The organism is Streptomyces sp. bgisy027 (genome assembly GCF_057710365.1).
In genome coordinates, this window is record NZ_JBYIVZ010000008.1 from 15,740 (window position 1) to 33,884 (window position 18,145).

The 18,145-nt window shown below is 70.0% G+C and carries 18 protein-coding genes; 6 read left to right on the forward strand and 12 right to left on the reverse strand.

The window, feature by feature from the left end:
* Positions 1-457 precede the first annotated feature (457 nt).
* The 3 genes from AC3ETA_RS10420 to AC3ETA_RS10430 all read left to right on the forward strand — a co-directional run bounded on the left by AC3ETA_RS10420 (position 458) and on the right by AC3ETA_RS10430 (position 3,518).
* Positions 458-1,084, forward strand: a complete 627-nt coding sequence (locus AC3ETA_RS10420) for an NAD(P)-dependent oxidoreductase (protein ID WP_432192542.1) — start codon at positions 458-460, stop codon at positions 1,082-1,084.
* Between the two features lie 66 nt (positions 1,085-1,150).
* A complete protein-coding gene (locus AC3ETA_RS10425) occupies positions 1,151-2,026 on the forward strand; it encodes an aldo/keto reductase (protein WP_432192543.1) in 876 nt (291 codons plus the stop codon).
* A 64-nt stretch (positions 2,027-2,090) separates the two neighbouring features.
* Entirely contained in the window at positions 2,091-3,518 is a 1,428-nt protein-coding gene (locus AC3ETA_RS10430) for an FAD-binding oxidoreductase (protein WP_432192544.1), read from the forward strand.
* 124 nt (positions 3,519-3,642) lie between these two features.
* On the opposite strand, the gene AC3ETA_RS10435 is transcribed toward AC3ETA_RS10430, so the two are convergent.
* Positions 3,643-4,224 carry a TetR/AcrR family transcriptional regulator gene (locus tag AC3ETA_RS10435; RefSeq protein WP_432192545.1) on the reverse strand — a complete coding sequence of 194 codons (582 nt, stop codon included), beginning with the start codon at positions 4,222-4,224 and terminating at the stop codon, positions 3,643-3,645.
* Between the two features lie 273 nt (positions 4,225-4,497).
* Between AC3ETA_RS10435 and AC3ETA_RS10440 the strand changes: the two genes are divergently transcribed.
* Both AC3ETA_RS10440 and AC3ETA_RS10445 read left to right on the forward strand, forming a co-directional pair.
* Positions 4,498-5,643, forward strand: coding sequence for an XdhC family protein (locus AC3ETA_RS10440; RefSeq protein WP_432192546.1), 1,146 nt, complete (start codon positions 4,498-4,500; stop codon positions 5,641-5,643).
* Positions 5,644-5,688: 45 nt separating this feature from the next.
* Positions 5,689-6,216: a nuclear transport factor 2 family protein gene (locus AC3ETA_RS10445; protein WP_432192547.1), complete on the forward strand. Its 528-nt coding sequence runs from the start codon at positions 5,689-5,691 to the stop codon at positions 6,214-6,216.
* A gap of 85 nt (positions 6,217-6,301) precedes the next feature.
* Here the strand turns inward: AC3ETA_RS10445 and AC3ETA_RS10450 are convergent, their stop codons facing one another.
* From AC3ETA_RS10450 to AC3ETA_RS10500, 11 genes are all read right to left on the reverse strand, one after another.
* Positions 6,302-6,883 carry a TetR/AcrR family transcriptional regulator gene (locus AC3ETA_RS10450; RefSeq protein ID WP_432192548.1) on the reverse strand — a complete coding sequence of 194 codons (582 nt, stop codon included), beginning with the start codon at positions 6,881-6,883 and terminating at the stop codon, positions 6,302-6,304.
* Positions 6,880-7,521, reverse strand: coding sequence for an NAD(P)-dependent oxidoreductase (locus AC3ETA_RS10455; RefSeq protein WP_432192549.1), 642 nt, complete (start codon positions 7,519-7,521; stop codon positions 6,880-6,882). Before AC3ETA_RS10455 ends, AC3ETA_RS10450 begins: the two co-directional genes overlap by 4 nt.
* A gap of 34 nt (positions 7,522-7,555) precedes the next feature.
* Positions 7,556-8,671 (reverse strand): alpha/beta hydrolase family protein, encoded by a 1,116-nt coding sequence (locus tag AC3ETA_RS10460; protein ID WP_432192550.1) that lies wholly within the window; start codon positions 8,669-8,671, stop codon positions 7,556-7,558.
* 110 nt (positions 8,672-8,781) lie between these two features.
* Entirely contained in the window at positions 8,782-9,540 is a 759-nt protein-coding gene (locus AC3ETA_RS10465; RefSeq protein ID WP_432192551.1) for an MBL fold metallo-hydrolase, read from the reverse strand.
* A gap of 130 nt (positions 9,541-9,670) precedes the next feature.
* On the reverse strand, positions 9,671-10,339 hold the full coding sequence (locus AC3ETA_RS10470) for a response regulator (protein WP_432192552.1): 669 nt from the start codon (positions 10,337-10,339) through the stop codon (positions 9,671-9,673).
* Positions 10,336-11,628, reverse strand: a complete 1,293-nt coding sequence (locus AC3ETA_RS10475; RefSeq protein WP_432192553.1) for a sensor histidine kinase — start codon at positions 11,626-11,628, stop codon at positions 10,336-10,338. The genes AC3ETA_RS10470 and AC3ETA_RS10475 overlap by 4 nt, the downstream gene beginning before the upstream one ends.
* 20 nt (positions 11,629-11,648) lie before the next feature.
* A complete protein-coding gene (locus AC3ETA_RS10480) occupies positions 11,649-12,482 on the reverse strand; it encodes an ABC-2 transporter permease (RefSeq protein ID WP_432192554.1) in 834 nt (277 codons plus the stop codon).
* The gene (locus tag AC3ETA_RS10485; RefSeq protein WP_432192555.1) at positions 12,479-13,417 is read right to left on the reverse strand and encodes an ATP-binding cassette domain-containing protein; all 939 of its coding nucleotides are present in this window, start codon (positions 13,415-13,417) and stop codon (positions 12,479-12,481) included. Before AC3ETA_RS10485 ends, AC3ETA_RS10480 begins: the two co-directional genes overlap by 4 nt.
* Before the next feature lie 189 nt (positions 13,418-13,606).
* Positions 13,607-15,826, reverse strand: coding sequence for a xanthine dehydrogenase family protein molybdopterin-binding subunit (locus AC3ETA_RS10490; RefSeq protein ID WP_432192556.1), 2,220 nt, complete (start codon positions 15,824-15,826; stop codon positions 13,607-13,609).
* The gene (locus tag AC3ETA_RS10495) at positions 15,823-16,818 is read right to left on the reverse strand and encodes an FAD binding domain-containing protein (RefSeq protein WP_432192557.1); all 996 of its coding nucleotides are present in this window, start codon (positions 16,816-16,818) and stop codon (positions 15,823-15,825) included. Before AC3ETA_RS10495 ends, AC3ETA_RS10490 begins: the two co-directional genes overlap by 4 nt.
* Complete coding sequence (locus AC3ETA_RS10500) at positions 16,818-17,327, reverse strand: 2Fe-2S iron-sulfur cluster-binding protein (protein WP_432192558.1); 510 nt, start codon at positions 17,325-17,327, stop codon at positions 16,818-16,820. The genes AC3ETA_RS10495 and AC3ETA_RS10500 overlap by 1 nt, the downstream gene beginning before the upstream one ends.
* Before the next feature lie 164 nt (positions 17,328-17,491).
* Between AC3ETA_RS10500 and AC3ETA_RS10505 the strand changes: the two genes are divergently transcribed.
* A complete protein-coding gene (locus AC3ETA_RS10505) occupies positions 17,492-18,073 on the forward strand; it encodes a TetR/AcrR family transcriptional regulator (RefSeq protein WP_432192559.1) in 582 nt (193 codons plus the stop codon).
* The last annotated feature ends 72 nt before the right edge of the window (positions 18,074-18,145 follow it).

Consider the following 18,145-nt stretch of genomic DNA (forward strand, 5'->3'; position numbering starts at 1 on the left):
CCTGCGACGGAACGTAAACGGACTACTGTCCGCCCGCCGTTCGAACGTAGCGGACAGATGTCCACTTGGCAAGCGGTTCAGAACTTCACGCGCGAATCCACAGACGCGCAGGGTCGACGCCATCGTTCGCCATGGGCCGCGATTCGGCGCCCCGCGATAGGCCATCCGCGTGACAGCGGGCCTGGTCGCACACGCAGCACCGAATGCCGGTCGAACAACACCCGTACAGCCCTGCCGGGCGCCGCCTCCGGCGACCCCGACCCAACCGACCCCCGCCTCGCCCAGCGACCCCGCAGGCAGCCGCCCGGCACGACCGCGTTTGCTAAACGGACACCCGTCCGGTACGTTGAACTTCAGCGGACAGGTGTCCGTTTAGGGTCCGCCCGCCACTCCGCCCAGGCGATCAGCAGGCGCGGGCGGTACCCCCACACAGACCACCTCACGAAAGGCTCACGCCATGAACCTGCTCATCCTCGGTGCCACCGGGCCCACGGGCCGCCACGTCGTCGACCTGGCCCTGGAGGCCGGCGACACCGTCACCGTCCTGGCCCGCAGGCCGGAGGCGCTGGACGACCTGGCGGACCGGATCCGCGTGGTCGCCGGCGACGCCACTTCGCACAACGATGTCGCCAAGGCCATGATCGGTCAGGACGCCGTCATATCGGCGCTCGGCAGGAGCACCTCCGTCCGCGCCGACGACCTGTTCACCCGCGCCGCGACGGCGGTGACGGGCGCGGCCAGGGAAATGGGGATATCCCGCCTGGTGTGGCTGTCCTCGTTCGGCGTGGGTGACACCTACCGGTCGGCGAGCCCCGCGCAGAAGGTCATGTACAGCACCTTCCTGCGCAACATCTACGCCAATAAGGAGCTGTCCGAGAAGACGATCCGCTCCAGCGGCCTGGACTGGACGCTGGTCTACCCGACCATGCTGACCAAGAAGCCCGCCAAGGGCACCTACCTCTCCGGCGACCGTCTCCCGATGAAGGGCAACCCGACGATCAGCCGCGCGGATGTCGCCGACTTCCTGTTCAAGGCGGCCCACAGCCCCGAGTGGATCCACCGCGACGCCGTCATCACGGACTGACGACGAACCGGTATCCCCACCTGCCATGACTGCCGCGAACGCGGCACGCTTCCGAAACGGACGACGATGACCCTCGATACCCACACCCCCTTCGACACCTTCCTGCTCGGCGGTGACCTGCCGGTCAACCGGATCGGCTTCGGAGCCATGCGGCTGTCCACCAACGGCTTCACCGGGCCGGCCCGCGACCCCGAAGCCGGTCGCGCGGTCCTGCGCCGCGCCGTCGAGCTCGGCGTCGACCACATCGACACCGCGTCCTTCTACCGCAGTGACGATGGTGCCGTGAGCGCCAACGCCCTGATCCGCGAGGCTCTCCATCCGTACCCGGCCGGCCTGGTCCTGGCCACCAAGGTCGGCCCGTGGGACACGCCCGACGGCGGACTTCGGCAGACCACCGACCCCGCCGCTCTGCGCCCGATGGTCGAGGCGAACCTCGAAACCCTCGGCGTGGACCGCCTCGACGTCGTCTACCTGCGCGTCGGCGCGATGGAACCGCCCCACGGCGAGTCCATCGCCGCGCAGTTCGAAACGCTCGCCGCGATGCGGGAGGAGGGCCTGATCCGCCACCTCGGTCTCAGCAACGTCGACACGGCCCACCTCGCGGAGGCCCGTACGATCGCGCCCGTCGTCGCCGTGCAGAACCACTTCCACTCCGGTAAGCGCGACGACGCGGAGCTCCTGACGGCCTGCGAGGAAGCCGGCATCGCCTTCGTGCCGTTCTTCCCGCTCGGCGGCGGCACCAGCGACCTCGACGCCGACCGTGTAGCCAAGGTCGCCGAACGGCACGGCGCGACGGTCCACCAGATCGCCCTGGCCTGGCTGCTCGCCTCCTCCCCCGTCACCCTCGCAATCCCGGGCACGGGCTCCCCCGACCACCTGGCGGAGAACATAGCGGCCGGGTCGATCACCCTGACGCCGGAGGACCTCTCCGACCTCGCCTGACGGGGGCACCACCCCGCACTACCGGGCGGCCGCGCGCAGGTCGCCCGCCTTCAGAAAGGCATACATGAGCCCGACGAGCTCTCCCCCCACATCCCCCGCCCACGCCGACTTCGCGCCCGGCTTCCGAGGCGCCGTCCTGCGCGGCGGGGACGCCGGCTTCGACGCGGCCAGGGTCGTCTTCAACGGCCGTGCCGCCGACACGCCCCCCGCGCTGATCGCCCGATGCGTCGACGAGGACGACGTCGCCGCCGCCCTGCGGTACGCGTCGGCACGCGACCTGCCCGTCGCGGTGCGGGGCGGCGGCCACGGCGCCGACGGCTACGCCATGCCGGGCGGCGCCCTGGTGCTGGATCTGTCCGGCATGCGCGAGATCACTGTCGATCCGCGGACCCGTACCGTGCGGGCCCAGGCCGGTGTCGTCCTCGGTGAACTCGACGCGGCCACGCAGGAGCACGGCCTGGTGGTGCCGTCCGGCACCGTCACCACCACCGGCATCGCCGGACTCACCCTCGGCGGCGGAATCGGGCACCTCATGCGCCGGTTCGGCGCCACCGTCGACAACCTGCTCGCCTGCGAGATGATCACCGTCGACGGGCGGAAGGTCCACGCGGACGAGATGGAGAACCCGGACCTGTTCTGGGCGCTGCGCGGAGGCGGCGGCAACTTCGGCGTCGTCACCGCCTTCGAGTACCGCGCTCATACCCTGGGCCCCGAAGTCGTCTCCGGGCAGATCGTCTTCCCCGGCGAACAAGCCGCCGCCGTACTGTCGAAGCTGCACCCCTTCATGGCCGACGCGCCCCGCGAACTCGGCCTGGGCACCACCCTCACCGTCGCGCCGCCGCTTCCGGGACTGCCCGAGGAGGTGCATGGCAAGCCGGTCCTGATCCTCATCCCGTGCCACACCGGGCCTCGCGGGGACGCGGAGGAGATCATCGGGCGGCTCACCGCGCTCGGCACACCGGTCCTCGACACCGTGGGGCCCACGACCTGGCTGAAGACGAACAGCATGCTGGACGCGGTCGTCCCCTACGGCCGGCGCACCACGGTACGGGGCGGCTATCTCGCCACGCTCGGCGAAGCCGTGGTCGACACACTGGTCGAGCGCCTGGCGGCGGTGCCGGACGCACCGGGCACCATGAGCACGATCAACGTGTGGTCGCTGGGCGGCGCGATCTCCGAGGACGTCGGGGAGGACGCCACCGCCTTCTCCCGGAAGGGAGCGTCCTGGCTGTGGGAGTGCGCGCCGGTGTGGACGGAACGGGTCCATGACGCGTCGTTCGACGAGTGGGCCGAGGCGACCAGGTCCGCCCTGAGCCCGTACACGCTCCCCAACGCCTACACCAACCTCACCCAGGACATGGGCGAGGCGTGGCGCCGCGGGGTGTTCGGCAGCGCGGCCAAGTACCGGCGGCTGGCCGAGGTCAAGGCCGTATGGGATCCGCGGAACCTGCTCCGCCACAACAAGAACATGACCCCGGCAGCTGGCGAGTAGCCCCGACACCCTTACGGGCCTTGGCTCTTACGGCCCTTTACGGCTCTGCGGCGAGGGCGTCAGTTGCGGTTGTTCAGGCCGGTCCGCTCGACAGCCGGATCGGCCGCTCCCAGGCCTCGGCCCCTCAGCCCCGCGTGGGCGCCCCCGCACGCAACCCATCCATGACAAGGTCCAGCAGCCGAGCCCCCTGAGCCTGCCAGTCACCACGGAAATCGAGCTGCCAGATACCGGCGATCGCCAGGATGAAGTCGTCCACGGTCACCCCCGGACGAATGGTGCCCGCCTCGTGATTGGCGGCGAGCAGGTTCCCGACCGCCTCGGCCACCAGCGCGTATCCGGGCTGGGCCGAAGCATCCGTCGTACCGACGATCTGACGCATCACATCCGACAGGCCGGTCTTCGCGGAAGCGAAGCGGGCGAGCTGGTTCAGCCATTCCCGCAGGGCCGCGTCGGGCTCCCGGGTCTTGAGCAGTTCCGTCGCGGCGTCGGTGAGCAGCTGTACCTCGTGGCGGTACACCTCGAGGACGAGCGCCTCACGGTTGGGAAAGTTGCGATAGAAGGTGCCCTGCCCCACCCCCGCCTTCTTGGCGATCAAACTCAGCGGAGCATCCACGTCACGGGACAACTCGGCCAGCGCCACTTCCAGGATCCGTTCCCGATTGCGCTGCGCGTCCGAGCGCTGAGGCCCGTTGTTCCTCGACGGCACTTCCCCTCCTCCCGGGCTCACGCCCCGACCCCTTGCTAACCGGATAGCTGTCCGGTACGTTCTCGTTTAGCGGACACCAGTCCACCTGTGTTCACCATAGCGCCAGCCACAGCCCGGCGAGTGACCCGTGGCGCGCGACCGGCCTTCGGTGCCGCCATCGAGGTGCGCCGGGCGGACGACCCCCGATCCTGGCGAGTCCGCCACACTCCGACGCCCGCTGCCGCTGCCCCCTGCCCGACCGACCCGATCGCGTCCTGTCCACGGAGGGACCAAGTGCTTGATATCTCCCAGGAGTTGAGTCGCTGGTTCGACGAGGGCCGCGAGTTCGCGGTGGCCACCGTCGTCGCCGTCAGCGGCAGTGCGCCGCGCGGGCCAGGGGCCGCCCTCGCCGTGGACAGCGAGGGGACGGCCCTCGGGTCGGTCTCCGGCGGCTGTGTGGAGGGGGCGGTCTACGACCTGTGCCGACAGGCCCTCCAGGACGGCAGGAGCGTGGTCGAGCGGTTCGGCTACAGCGACGAGGACGCCTTCGCCGTGGGGCTGACGTGCGGCGGGATCATCGACATCCTCATCACGCCGATCACCGCGCACACGCCCGCCAGGAAGATCGTCGGCTCCGCTTTGGCCGCCGCGGCCGACGGCGAGCCGGCCGCGCTCGCCCGGATCGTGCGGGGACCCGCCGCCCTCCTCGGACAGGCGCTGCTCGTCCGCGCCGACGGCGCCCACGAAGGCTCCTGCCCGCCCGGCCACACCGCACTGGAGGCGACGGCCGCCGCTCAGGCACACGCCCTGCTCCAGGCCGGACGCACCGGCACCGTCGAACTCTCCGAGGACGGATCGCTCTGCCCCGGCGGGATCACCCTGCTCGTCGAGGCGCACGTCCCGCCACCCCGCATGATCGTGTTCGGGGCGATCGACTTCGCGGCCTCGCTGGTCCGGGTGGGCAAGTTCCTCGGCTACCACGTCACTGTGTGCGACGCCCGTCCCGTCTTCGCCACCCGGGCCCGGTTCCCCGAGGCCGACGAGGTCGTCGTCGACTGGCCGCACCGCTATCTGCGAGGCACCGAGACCGACACCCGTACCGCCCTGTGCGTCCTCACTCACGACGCCAAGTTCGACATCCCCCTCCTCCAGCAGGCCCTGCGCATGCCGGTCGCCTACATCGGCGCCATGGGCTCCCGCCGCACCCATGCCGACCGCGCACGCAGACTGCGCGAAGCCGGCCTGGGCGAGCGGGAACTCGCCCGGCTGCACTCACCGATCGGCCTCGACCTCGGCGCCCGTACGCCCGAGGAGACCGCCCTGTCCATCGCCGCCGAGATCATCGCCGCGCGACACGGGGCCACCGGTGCACCTCTCACCGGCACCCAGACCCCCATCCACCGCGCCCCGGCCCAGCCGGTGACGGTGGATGCAGCCTGACTCCCCGAAATCACCGCACCACGCCACAACCCACTGGAGACACTCATGCAGTCCCGCAGACTCAGCCGACGCGCCACGCTCGTCAGCGTCGGTGTCCTCACCACCGCCGCACTGACCGTGGGCACCACCGCCTTCGCCAACGCCGACACCGCGCCGAAGTCATCCGTAGCAGTCGCTTCCCCGGCCGGCCACAGCGCCAAGGAAGCGCTCAACAAGCGGGTGGTGCTCGGCTTCGTGGACCTCGGCATCAACCGGAAGCAGCCGCAGGCCGCCGCCGACCGCTACCTGGGCGACCTCGTCCAGCACAACCCCAACGTCGCCGACGGCAAGGAGGGTTGGGTCACCTGGGCGACCGGGTTCGTCAAGGCGGTACCGAACGTCAACGTGGACTTCAAGCGGGTCCTCGTCGACGGTGACTTCGTGACCCTGCACACGCACATCACGGTCTCCCCGACCGACCGTGGCACCGCGGCGATCGACATCTTCCGGGTGAAGCACGGCAAGATCGTCGAGCACTGGGACGCCTCGACGCAGGTGCCCGAGACCTCGGCGAACGACAACGGCATGTTCTGACACACGTCTCCAGGCCCTGCGGCCCACCGCCCGTCTGGACGGTGGGCCGCAGGGCCCACGAAGCACAGCAGCTCACGCGTCGATCTCAGGCGAAGAGGGCGGCCGCACCGTCGAAGGCGGCCACGAAGTGCTCGGCGAGGCTCGCGGTGGGATCGGCGACGAAGGCGTCGAGTGCGACGCCGAACAGCGACAGTGTGACGGTCGCGGCCACTTGGGCGCGGAAAGGGGGGAACCTCTCCCCGTCGCGCTCAATCAGCGCGTTCGCGAAGACACTGGCGAAATGGCCGAACTTGTCATGCATCGCCTTGTGCAGCCGGGCGTCCGAGGCGACGAGCCGCCGAATCCGCTCCACCTGCGCCGAGGGCGTGTGCGTCGCGTCCAGCACATCGGCGAAGGTGGCCTTGACATCCTCGGTGAGACGGCCGGTCGGGCCGCCCGCCCGGAAGACGGTCAGTGACGCCGGATCCGGACTCTGCGGAGCACCGAGGATCGCGTCCAGCTTCCCCGGCACGTAGTTGAACAGGGTCCGCCGGGAGACGCCGACCCGCTCGGCGAGCTCGTCCATGGTGAACCCGTCGACCCCGCGCTCCTCGGCCAGGTCCAGTGCGGACTCGGTGATCAGGGCCGCGGTCCGCCGGCGGTTGGTCACACTCGCGCGCTCTCTCATCGCTGTACCGAGGTGATGAGCATCTGCTTGCCGACGGTGGTCGGGTCGGTGAGCATGCCCAGCATGGCAGCGGCCACATCTGCCCGCATCGTCCTGGGTGCTCTGGGCATCTGGTGGCCGCCGGCCGCGTCGACGATGGTCGGGTGCGGTGTGCGTGCGCCGTCGAACAGAGGGCCGGGGTGGATGGTGGTCCAGTCCAGACCGCTGCTCTCGAGCAAGGACTCGCCCGCGTGGTGGTCCCTGAAGGCCCCGGCCAGGAAGGTGCGGCAGCCGAAGCGGTAGGGATAACGGGCGTTGGCCAAGGTGGCCCCGACCCCTAGCGCCGACAGCACCACGACCCGCCGCACACCGGCGCCCTTCGCCGCCGCGATCACGGTGGGCATGGCGATCTGCATCAATGGGGCACTCGCCTTGGTGACCGGGTTGCCGAGTGCCACCGCCACCGCGGCGCAGCCGCCCAGGGCGTCGGTCAACGCCACCTCGTCGTCGAGTTGCCCGCCGACGACCGTCAGTCCGGGCGTGGGGGCGACGGCCTCGGGGCGGCGTACGTAGGCCACCACCTCGTGTCCGTCGGCCAGTGCCTGGCTGACGAGTTCTTTGCCCGTACGGCCCGTGGCACCCACTACCGCAATGCGCATGATTCCTTCTTTCCTTCTCTCCATCGATGAGCGGTCACAGGCGCTCGTCGAGCCAGTCGAACAAGAACTCGGTCGCGGTGGCGTAGCTGCCCATCTGCGAGTGGGTCTGCGCCGCGCTGGTCGCGTCGAACAGCAGGTAGTCCTTGGGGCAGTTCAAGGCGTCGTACAGCTTGCGCGCCTCCCCCGGCGTCATCTCCTCGGCCCCGTCCATCACCAGCGTTTCGCAGGACACCCGGCCCGCGAACTGCGAGTTGTCGTACGGGGCGAGGGCTTCGATCACGTCCGTGATGGTGTTCGGCACCCCGTGCTTCCAGGCGTAGTCCCTGATCAGGTTGCGCATCTGCAGCGGAATCCGGTCGGGCGGCAGGTCCGCGAGCATCCGCAGCCTGCCGGAGATCGAGCCGCCCCAGTCGACGGTGCCCGGATCGGTGACACAGACCTTGGCGCGCCTCTCGAACGCGGCCGCCCGGATCGTCAGGAAGCCACCGAAGCTCACGCCGAACAGCCCCACCCGCGAGGGGTCCACCCCCGGCTGGGCGATGGCGAAATCGATCACCGGGGCCAGGACGTTCTCCCAGTCCGGCCTGAACGGCAGCTTGCCCTGTCGCAGCGCGAGGCCCTGACCGGGGCCGTCGTAGATCAGGGCGTGTATGCCGCGACGGATGGCACCGTCGTAGATCCAGCGGGTGTCTTCGGCCCAGGTGTCGCGCCCCGGGGTGATCACGAGGACCGGCGCGTTCTCCCCCGCGACCGGGGAGGTGTAGAAGTGCCCCGGGAGGAAGCCGTCCTCGTAGGGGATCTCGACGCGCCGGCCCGGGTAGCCCGACAGCTTCAGGTACCGCTCGTAACACAGAGCGGTCGCGTTGGAGTTGTCGGCCATGCGAGGGTCCTCGGCATCGCTGAAGTACATCACCGACGCCCGCCAGTACGTCGAAGCCCGCAGATACGCCGTCGACGCGGTGACCAGCTTGCCGGCCGCCTCGGCCTGCTCCGCCCGCCGCTGCAACCGCGCGGCGAAACTCGCCCACCCCGTGACCCAGCTCTCCTCGGTGCCGTCCTCCAGCTGGGCACAGACCTCGAGAACCTCACCGAGGTCCGTCATGCCGTACTGCTGCAGTCCCAGCAGGTGCTTGGCCAACGCGTCGGTCATGATGCCGTCCGTGAACCGGATGGCCGTCCAGTGTGCTCCGGCACCCTGCGCGTCGCCGAACGCGGTTGCGCCTTGCGGGCCGGGAAGCCGCGGTCCTGATCCCTGAGGTGTCACCGCAGTCCCCCTTCCTGGGCCAGTTCCTGGATGCGCTGGTTGGTGTCGTCGCGCCAGAGGCCGCCGTGGTAGCAGATCGCGGTGTCGACGTCGTAGGGGACAAGCTCGGCGATCGAGCGACGGGCCATCGGATCGTCCGCCGACAGCCCCGGCCTGGGCCCGGCCAGCGAGCCGTCGCGGACCTCCAACTCGTCGCCGCAGACGAGGACTTTGGTCCGGTCGAGGTAGAGGCAGATGTGCCCCCGAGTGTGGCCCGGGGTGTGGACCACCGTGATGCCCCCGCAGTACGGCAGCACCTCGCCGCCCTGCACCACCGTGTCGACGTGGACCTTCTCCATGTTCTTGGCCGCCTCCATCAGTTGCAGCATCTCGCGACGCTGCACCTCGTCGGCCGGGGCCGGCATCGCCGCGCGGCCGTCGCCGCTCATCCGCAGCAGTGGCCTGTCGCCCTGGATGTACGGCGCCTCGTCCTCGTGCGCGATCACCTCCACCGGTCCCGGCACGGCCTGCAACACACCGCCCAAGCCCCCGATGTGGTCCAGGTCCTGATGCGTCAGGACGACTTTGTCAACCCGGGCCAGCGGGACCCCGGCCTCATCCATGCCTTCGGTCAGATACGGCAGGCTGCCGGGCAGCCCGGTGTCGATCAGCACGACGTCCTCGTCGTCCCAGACCACCGTCGGGTGGATCACCGTGTCGAAGCCCATCACCTTCATCGGCAGCTCCAACACCGCGACACCATCAGCGACCTTCATCGCAGCGCCCCTTTCGTCAACCGCGTTCCGACGCGCGACAGTCCGACGCCGGTCCACTGCTTTGCACATCTAGGGTTACAGTGCAAGCATTGCACTCCACCGACAGGAGTGCAACAGAAACTGGATCGAGTCAGCCGGACCTGGGGCGGGCCAGTCCGAGGTCGTAGGCGAAGATCACGGCCTGGATGCGGTCACGGGCACCGATCTTGGCCAGGATGCTGCGGACGTGGCTCTTCACGGTGGACTCGGCCACGACGAAGTGGGCGGCGATCTCCCCGTTGGTCCAACCCTTGCCGATGGCCACGAGAATCTCGCGCTCCCGGTCGGTGAGCCCCTTCAGCCGGGCTTCCTGAGCCGGGCGATCGGTGGGCTGCGGGACATGCTGTGCGTACTCGTCCAGGAGCCGACGGGTGAGGGCGGGGGCGATCACGGCGTCGCCGGCGGCCACGGCCCGGATGCCGGCCAGGAGTTCTTCGGGGCGCACGTCCTTCAACAGGAACCCGCTGGCCCCGGCCCGGAGGGCGGCATGGACGTACTCGTCGAGGTCGAAGGTGGTCAGCACGAGGATGCGGGAACGGTCACCGGCCGCGACGATGCGGCGGGTGGCCTCGATGCCGTCCATGCCGGGCATGCGGATGTCCATGAGGACGACGTCGGGGCGCAGTTCCGCCGCCAGGCGGACGGCCTCGGCACCGTGTGCGGCCTCACCGAGCACAGTCGTCTCGGTGGCGGACTCCAGCAGGAGGCGGAAGGCATAGCGCTGGAGCGGCTGGTCGTCCACGACGAGCACGGTGGTCATCGGTCACCACCCCGGGACAGGAGGTCGAGGCCGACCTTCACACGCCATCCCCCGCCGGCCTCGGGCCCGGCACTGACAGTCCCGCCGTAGAGTGCCGCTCGTTCACGCATACCCACCAGTCCGTGTCCTTCCTCGTTGGGCGGCTCGGCCGGACCCGACGGGCCGGTGTCCTGGACCAGGATCTCCAGCCGGCCGTCCTCGACGAGGATCGACAGGCCCACCCGGGTGTCGGCCCCGGCGTGCTTGAGAGAGTTGGTGAGGGCTTCCTGGACGATGCGATACGCCGCCAGCTGCACCCCCGCGTCCAGGGCGTCCATGTCACCGACCGTGCGGTAGACCACCTCCGGGCCGGCGGCCCGCACACCGGCGCACAGCATGTCGATGTCGGCGATGCCGGGCTGCGGACTGAGCGGCGGCCCGGACGGCGAGTCGTCGGTGTCCGTCGCCTCACGCAGCACGCCGAGCACCCTGCGCAGCTCGCCGAGCGCCTGGCGCCCGGTGTCGCCGATCAGGTTCAGCGCCTCCTTGCCGCGTTCCGGGGCCGCGTCGCTGGCGTACGCACCCGCGTCGGCGAGGCTGACGATGACGGCCAGGTTGTGGCCGACGATGTCGTGCATCTCCCGGGCCACCCGGGCGCGTTCGGTGGCGGTCGCCAGCCTGCTGCGCTGGTCGCGCTCGATCTCCAGCCGGGCCGCCCGCTCCCGCAGCCCGGCGAGCTGGGCCCGGCGAAACCTGATCACCAGGCCGAGCGCGAGGGCCGCGGTGGCCGTGCTGAGCAGGAAGAACAGCGCGTCCCAGACGGACACGGACTCCGCCACGCGCACTGCGACCAGCACCATCGCGCCCGCCATGACAGCACCGGCCCACGGAAGCTGCCGGAGCCTTCCGTGCAGGGCCAGGCTGTACAGGGCGACGAACAGGGCGATGTCCGCGCGCAGCGCGGCGTTCAGCGACCACTGGAGCAGGAACACGGCCGCGATGACACCGAAGGCCATCAGCGGTCTGCGCCGCCGCCACAGCAGCGGCAGCACCAGCCCGGCCTGCAGGGCCAACGTGGCCGCCAGGGGCAGTTCGGTGACCGTGAGACGAATCTTGCGCGGGCCGTCGTCCCCCGAGCCCTCGGGCAGCACGTCCGGCAGGCAGAACATCACGGCGACCAGTACGACCACCGCGGTGTCCAGCACCCATGGACGGGCCCGGTCCGCGTGCCGCAACCACTGGCCGCCGCGGTTCAACCGGGCGACCAGGGGGCCCATTCCGCCGGTGTCGTCGATGCTCACGTCGGTCACCCGTCTGTGGTCCGGACGACTCAGACGTCGTTGCGCTTGAGCCGGTAGGCCGCACCCGCCAGCGTGAGGGCCGTCCAGCCGAGGAAGACCGCCAGGCCGGCCCCTGGGGACAGCGTGGTGGAGTCGTGCGTCAGGGCGAAGATGGACTCGCCCGCATTGCTCGGCAGGTAGGGGCTGACGTTGTCCTCCCAGGAGCTGGGCAGGAGCGAGGTCAGTCCGGGCAGCAGGACGAACACACCGACCAGCACCGAGATGCCGCCCGCCACCGACCGCAGCAGTGCGCCGAGGCCGACGCTGATCACGCCGATCAGGCCGAGGTAGAGCCCGGCTCCCAGCAGGCTCCTGAGGACTCCGGCGTCCGACAGGCTCTGGGCCGCCGAGGTGCCGGAGACGATCTGGCTGCCGACCAGGAAGGCCACGAACGCCCCGGCCGAGGCGACCAGCATCGCCACCAGCCCGTAGAGCGCGGCCTTGGACCACAGCACCGGCAGTCGGCGCGGAACGGCCGCCAGCGTCGAGCGGATCATTCCGGTCGAGTACTCGCCCGCCATCACCAGCACACCGAGGACGCCGAGGGCCAACTGAGCGAAGGGGACACCGAACAGGGCAAGGTCCACCGCCTTGGAGGTCTCGAAGTCACTGTCCAGATTGCCCGCGTTGAACTGCCAGGAAATGATCAGCCCGAACACCAGCAGGAACAGCAGTCCGAGCGTCAGCGTGATCCACGTCGAGCGAAGCGACCACAGCTTGGCCCACTCCGAGCGCAGTACGTGCCAGCCCGTCACCCGGTAGGCGGGGCGGGACCGGGAGGTCGGCTCCTGCCGGGCCTCCGCGATCGTGGTGAGGGAACTCATGCCACCCTCCCGAGGGTGTCGGTAGCGGTCGTGGTGCCGTGGTACTCCACGGCATCCCTGGTCAGGTCCATGAACGCCTCTTCCAACGAGACCGTTCGCTGACTCAGTTCGAACAGCGGGATGCCGTGCTCCGCCGCCTTCAGTCCGATCTCACGGGCGGTGAGTCCCGTGACGTGCAGTTCCTCGGAGCCGACCTGGCCGACGATGTCGACGCCCGGCCCCGTCAGGATGTCCCGCAGCCGCGCCGGGTCCTGCGTCGCCACCTTCACGGTGTTGCCGCCCGCCTCGCGGACCAGGTCCTGCACCGTCGTGTCGGCGAGCAGCCGTCCACGCCCCACGATGATCAAGTGGTCCGCGACCAGCGCCATCTCGCTCATCAGATGCGAGGAGACGAACACCGTCCGCCCCTCCGCCGCGAGCGAGGTGAGCAGATTGCGGATCCACAGCACGCCCTCCGGATCGAGGCCGTTGACCGGCTCGTCGAGCATCACCGTCTGCGGATCGCCGAGGAGTGCCGCCGCGATGCCGAGCCGCTGCCCCATGCCGAGGGAGAAGGCTCCGGCCCGTTTCTTCGCGACACTGCCCAGACCGGCGAGGTCGATGACCTCGTCGACACGGCTGCGGGGAATGCCGTGCGTCAGCGCGAGCGCGTTGAGGTGGTTGAACGCCGAGCGGCCCGGGTGGATCGACTTCGCCTCCAACAGCGCGCCGACCTCCTGGAGCGGCGCCCGGTGCTTGGCGTAGGGGCGGCCGTTGAGCGTCACGGAGCCGCTGGTCGGGGCGTCCAGTCCGACGATCATGCGCATCGTGGTGGACTTCCCGGCGCCGTTGGGCCCGAGGAAGCCGGTCACGGTGCCTGGCTTCACGGTGAAGTCCAGCCGGTCCACCGCGGTCTTCTCCCCATACCTCTTGGTCAGTACCCGTGCCTCGATCATCAGCGTGCCTTTCCTCGGCCCCGGGCGCCTGTCGGACACCTCACCAGCAACGCTATGAGCGGGTGGGCCCCGATCCGGTCCCCCCGCGGGCGGGACCGCGGGGATGGGCCTCGTACCGCGGTACGAGGCTTGGGTCCGACTCAGGTTCGGCCCCACGCCTACCCGTGGCAGCCGTCCCGCCCCGCATGGTCACAGCAGCTTGTCCAGGGTGATGGGCAGGTCGCGGATGCGCTTGCCGGTGGCGTGGTGGACGGCGTTCGCGATTGCCGCGGCGACCCCGGTGGGGCCGACCTCGCCGATGCCGGTCAGGCCCAGCGGCATGGTCGGGTCGGGCACGTCGAGGCACTTGACCTCGATCTGCGGGATGTCGGCCTGGACGGGGAGGTGGTACTCCGCGAGGCTCGGGTTCATGATCCGCCCGTTGCGGGAGTCTACGAGGGTCTCCTCTCCCATGGCCATGCCGATCCCCGCAATGATGCCGCCGCGGAGCTGGCTGGTCGCCGTCTTCGTGTTGATCACCCGGCCGAAGTCGAACACGCCGGTCCACCGGGCGATCCGCACCTCGCCGGTGTCCCGGTCGACCCGGACCTCGCAGAAGTGGGCTCCGTAGGCGGCCTTCATCCACCGCCGCTGTTCCCGCAGGAAGCGCGTGAAGAACTTCACCTGGCCGGTCATCCTCCCGACCCGGGTGTCCGAACCGATCGCGACCTCCACGGACGGCAGGCCCGCCCTGGCCAGCGTCTCCGTGTAGCTCTGGCCGGAGGCGCCGTGCCTGCGGGCCAGGGTGCGCAACCGCTTCCTGAGCTTCTCGCAGCCCTCCAGAAGGCTGTTGGCCACGGTGGCGGTCTGCACGGAACCAATCGCGGCGGCACTGCTCGGCAGAGCCGAGTCACCGTGTTCGACGCGCACGTTCTCGAACGGAACGCCGAGCGCGTCGGCGGCGATCTGCGCCTGCACCGTCGCGGCACCCACGCCGATCTCCTGGAAGGCGCACCGCACGAGGACGCTGCCATCGACGGACAACCGGACCGTGACGTTGGCGGCCATCTGCTGGGCCGGGTGGAACGCCGTGGCGACACCCATACCGACCAGCCACCGGCCGTCCCGCATCGAACCCGGCTCCGGCGTGCGTTCGTCCCAGCCGAAGCTCTCGGCGCCCAGCGCGTAGGCCTCGGGCAACAGGCGGCGGGAGAACGCCTTGCCGTCGACCGGGTTGGTCTCGGGCTCGTTGAGCATCCGGAACCGGATCGGGTCCATGCCCACCTGGCAGGCCAGTTCGTCGATCGCCGACTCCAGCGCGAAGCTTCCGATCCCCTCACTGGGGGTGCGCATCGGTGAGGGCGGGATGAGGTCCATCTCGACCAGGTTCTGCTGGAGCAGCATGGTCGGGGTGGCGTAGAGGTGCCGTGACGGGCTGGTCAGGGTCTCCGGGAGGCCGCCCACCCGGCCGGTGCGGGCGACGGTGGTGTGGATGAGCGAGGTCAGCCTGCCGCCCGTGCCGGCGCCGAGCGCGACTCGTTGGGTCGACGCGCCTCGCGCGCCGACGGTTTGATAGACGGCTTCCCGGGTGAGCATCATGCGCACCGGCCGTTCGATGGCACGTGCGGCGAGGGCGGTGAGGATCGTGCCGGCCCAGACCACGCTCTTGCCGCCGAACCCGCCGCCCACGAACGTCGAGACGACGCGCACGTTGGCCGGCGGGACGTCGAACCGCAGGGCGAGGTGGGTGCGCAGCCAGTCGATGCTCTGCGTGCTGTCGTGCACGGTGAGCCGGTCGCCTTCCCACACCGCCGTCGTGGCGTGCGGTTCGATCGCGTTGTGGTTGTGGGGCGGAGTGGTGAACCGCAGATCGACCTTGACCGGCGATGCCGCGAAAGCCGCTTCGGCATCCCCCTTCTTCGCACCGCTCGGCAGCACCATGTTGGCCTTCTGGGGCTGGGCGTTGCCTTCTTCGGCGGCGAAGTCCACGGCCGAGGCACGTTCCTCGTATGTGACGTGGACCAGGGCGGCGGCCTCGCGTGCCGCCTCCAGGGTCTCGGCCACGACCAGGGCCACCGGCTGACCGTCCCAGAAGATCTCGTCGGTCCTGAGGTAGTTGACCTGGGTTCCGGCCGCGAACGTGGCGAAGTTGAACGGGTTGAACGGCTGCGGCGGCTTCAGCTCGGGCGCGTTCTCGTGGGTGAGCACGGTGATCACGCCGCGTACGGCGGTCGCGGCGGCGGTGTCGATGGAGGTGATCCGGCCGCGGCTGATCGTCGCGGGGACGAGCGTGGCGTACGCGAGATCCGGATAGGCGACCTCGGCGGAGAAGACGGCGGCTCCGGTGGTCTTGGCGGGTCCGTCGACACGGTCTACGGGCTTGCCGACGACGGAGCCGCCCGTCTCGGCGTGGGGCAGTGTCTCGGTCATGCGGCGCTCCCGTCCGTGAGAAGCCGGCGCAGGGTCGCCACGATGGTGCGTCGCGCCAGTTCGATCTTGAAGTCGTTGTCGCCCTGTCCGACCGCGGAGGCGAGTACGGCGTCCGCGGCCCGGCCGAAGGACTCCTCGGTGGCCGGAGCCCCGAGCAGCGCCTCCTCGGCCGGGTGGGCCCGCCAGGGCTTGGGAGCGACGCCGCCGAGCGCCAGCCGTACGGCATTGACGCGCCCGTCCCGGACCTCCATCGCCGCCGCCACCGAGACCAGGGCGAAGGCGTACGAGGCCCGGTCGCGTACCTTGCGGTAGCGCGACGTCGCCGCGACCGGGAGGCCGGGCACCTCGACTGCGGTGATCAGTTCGTCCGGGGCGAGCTCGGTCTCGATGTGCGGGGTGCCGCCGGGCAGACGGTGGAAGTCAGCCAGCGGAATCCGCCGGGTCCCGTGCTCGCTGCGCACCTCGACGACCGCGTCCAGGGCGACCAGCGCCACGGCCATGTCCGACGGGTTGGTGGCGATGCACTGCTCGCTCGCGCCGAGGATCGCGTGGCCGCGGGTGAAGCCGCCGATCGCGGCGCAACCGCTGCCCTGTTCGCGTTTGTTGCACGGTGAGGCGCTGTCGTAGAAGTAGAGGCAGCGTGTGCGCTGCATCAGGTTTCCGCCGACGGTCGCCATGTTGCGCAGCTGTGCCGAGGCGCCGTGAAGGATCGCCTGGGACAGCATCGGATACCGGGCCCTGATCATCGGATGCGCGGCGAGTCCGCTGTTGCGCACGAGCGCGCCGATACGGATGCCGCCGTCGGGCAGCTCCTCGATCGCGGTCAGCGGAAGGCGTGTGATGTCCACGATCGCGTCTGGGCTCTCGACGCTCTCCCGCATGAGATCGACGAGGTTGGTGCCGCCGCCCAGGAACTTGGCGTTGGGTTCGGCCGCGATGGCCCGGACCGCGTCCTCGACGTCGGACACGGCTACATAGGAGAAGGACTTCATCAGGCCACCTCTCCGATCGCGGCGACGATGCCGTTGTAGGCGCCGCACCGGCACAGGTTCCCGCTCATCCGCTCCCGGATCTCCGCCTCGGACAGCTCACCGCCGCTCTCGGCCAGGTGCTCGGTCGCGGCACTGGGCGCTCCGCCCTTGTGCTCGGCCAGCATTCCGATCGCGGAACAGATCTGGCCGGGCGTGCAGTAGCCGCACTGGAATCCGTCGTGCCGGACGAACGCCTCCTGCAGCGGATGGTCGACCCCTTCGATGGTGGTGATCTCGCGATCGTCGTACTGCACGGCCAGCGCGAGGCAGGAGTTGATCCGCACCCCGTCCACCAGCACGGTGCAGGCACCGCACGCCCCCTGGTCGCACCCCTTCTTCGTGCCGGTCAGGCCGAGGTTCTCGCGGAGGGCGTCGAGCAGGGAGGTGCGGTGGTCCACGCACAGCTGATGCTTCTCGCCGTTGATGTGCAAAGAGATGACGCTGGATGCCGCCGAAGGGGTCAGGCCCATGGTCATCCTCCTTTCTCACCGGTCACCCACGCCACCGGCCATTTCCACCGGCGCCGTCGGCCGGTTATGGTGAACTTAAGCGGACAATAGTCCGGTATCGAGGAAGGTAGCGGACTGCTGTCCGGTTATCAAGGGAAGGCCGGGTACGCCCGGGAGGAGGACGAGTGGAATCCAAGAACGGGACGCCTCAGCGCTCGGACGCGCAACGCAATCGCGAACGCATCCTGGCGGCCGCGTTGACCGAGCTGTCGCTGTTCGCGGACGCTCCGCTCAGCCTGATCGCCAAGAGGGCGGGGGTCGGACAGGGGACGCTGTACCGGCACTTCCCCAGCCGGGAGGCACTGGTCCTCGAAGTCCACCAACGCGAGGTGCAGCATCTCGTCGACAGCGCCTCCGAGCTCCTCAGCAGCGAGAGCCCCGACGAGGCCCTGCGCGAGTGGATGAGCCGCCTCGCCTACTTCGCCACGGCCAGGGCGGGCCTGGCCGATGCGCTGCGCCAGGCCATCAGTGCGACGGGGGGCCCGGCGAAGCCGGGATACTCCCTGGTGGTCGACGCGATCGCACTGCTCATCAACGCCAACCACGCGGCCGGCGCCATCCGCCCGAACGTCACCACCGACGACTTCATCCTCGCGATAGCGGGCATCTGGCAGATCGAGGGCGGCGGGGACTGGCGGACCCGGTCGGATCGCCTGCTCGACCTCGTGATGGACGGACTGCGCGTGGGGGCCCCTGGGCCGAGATGAGAGTCCGCGGGTCGGGTTGCGTCGGACATGTGGCCCGACGGGAGCGAAAGCGAACCAAGCACCTCAGCAAGA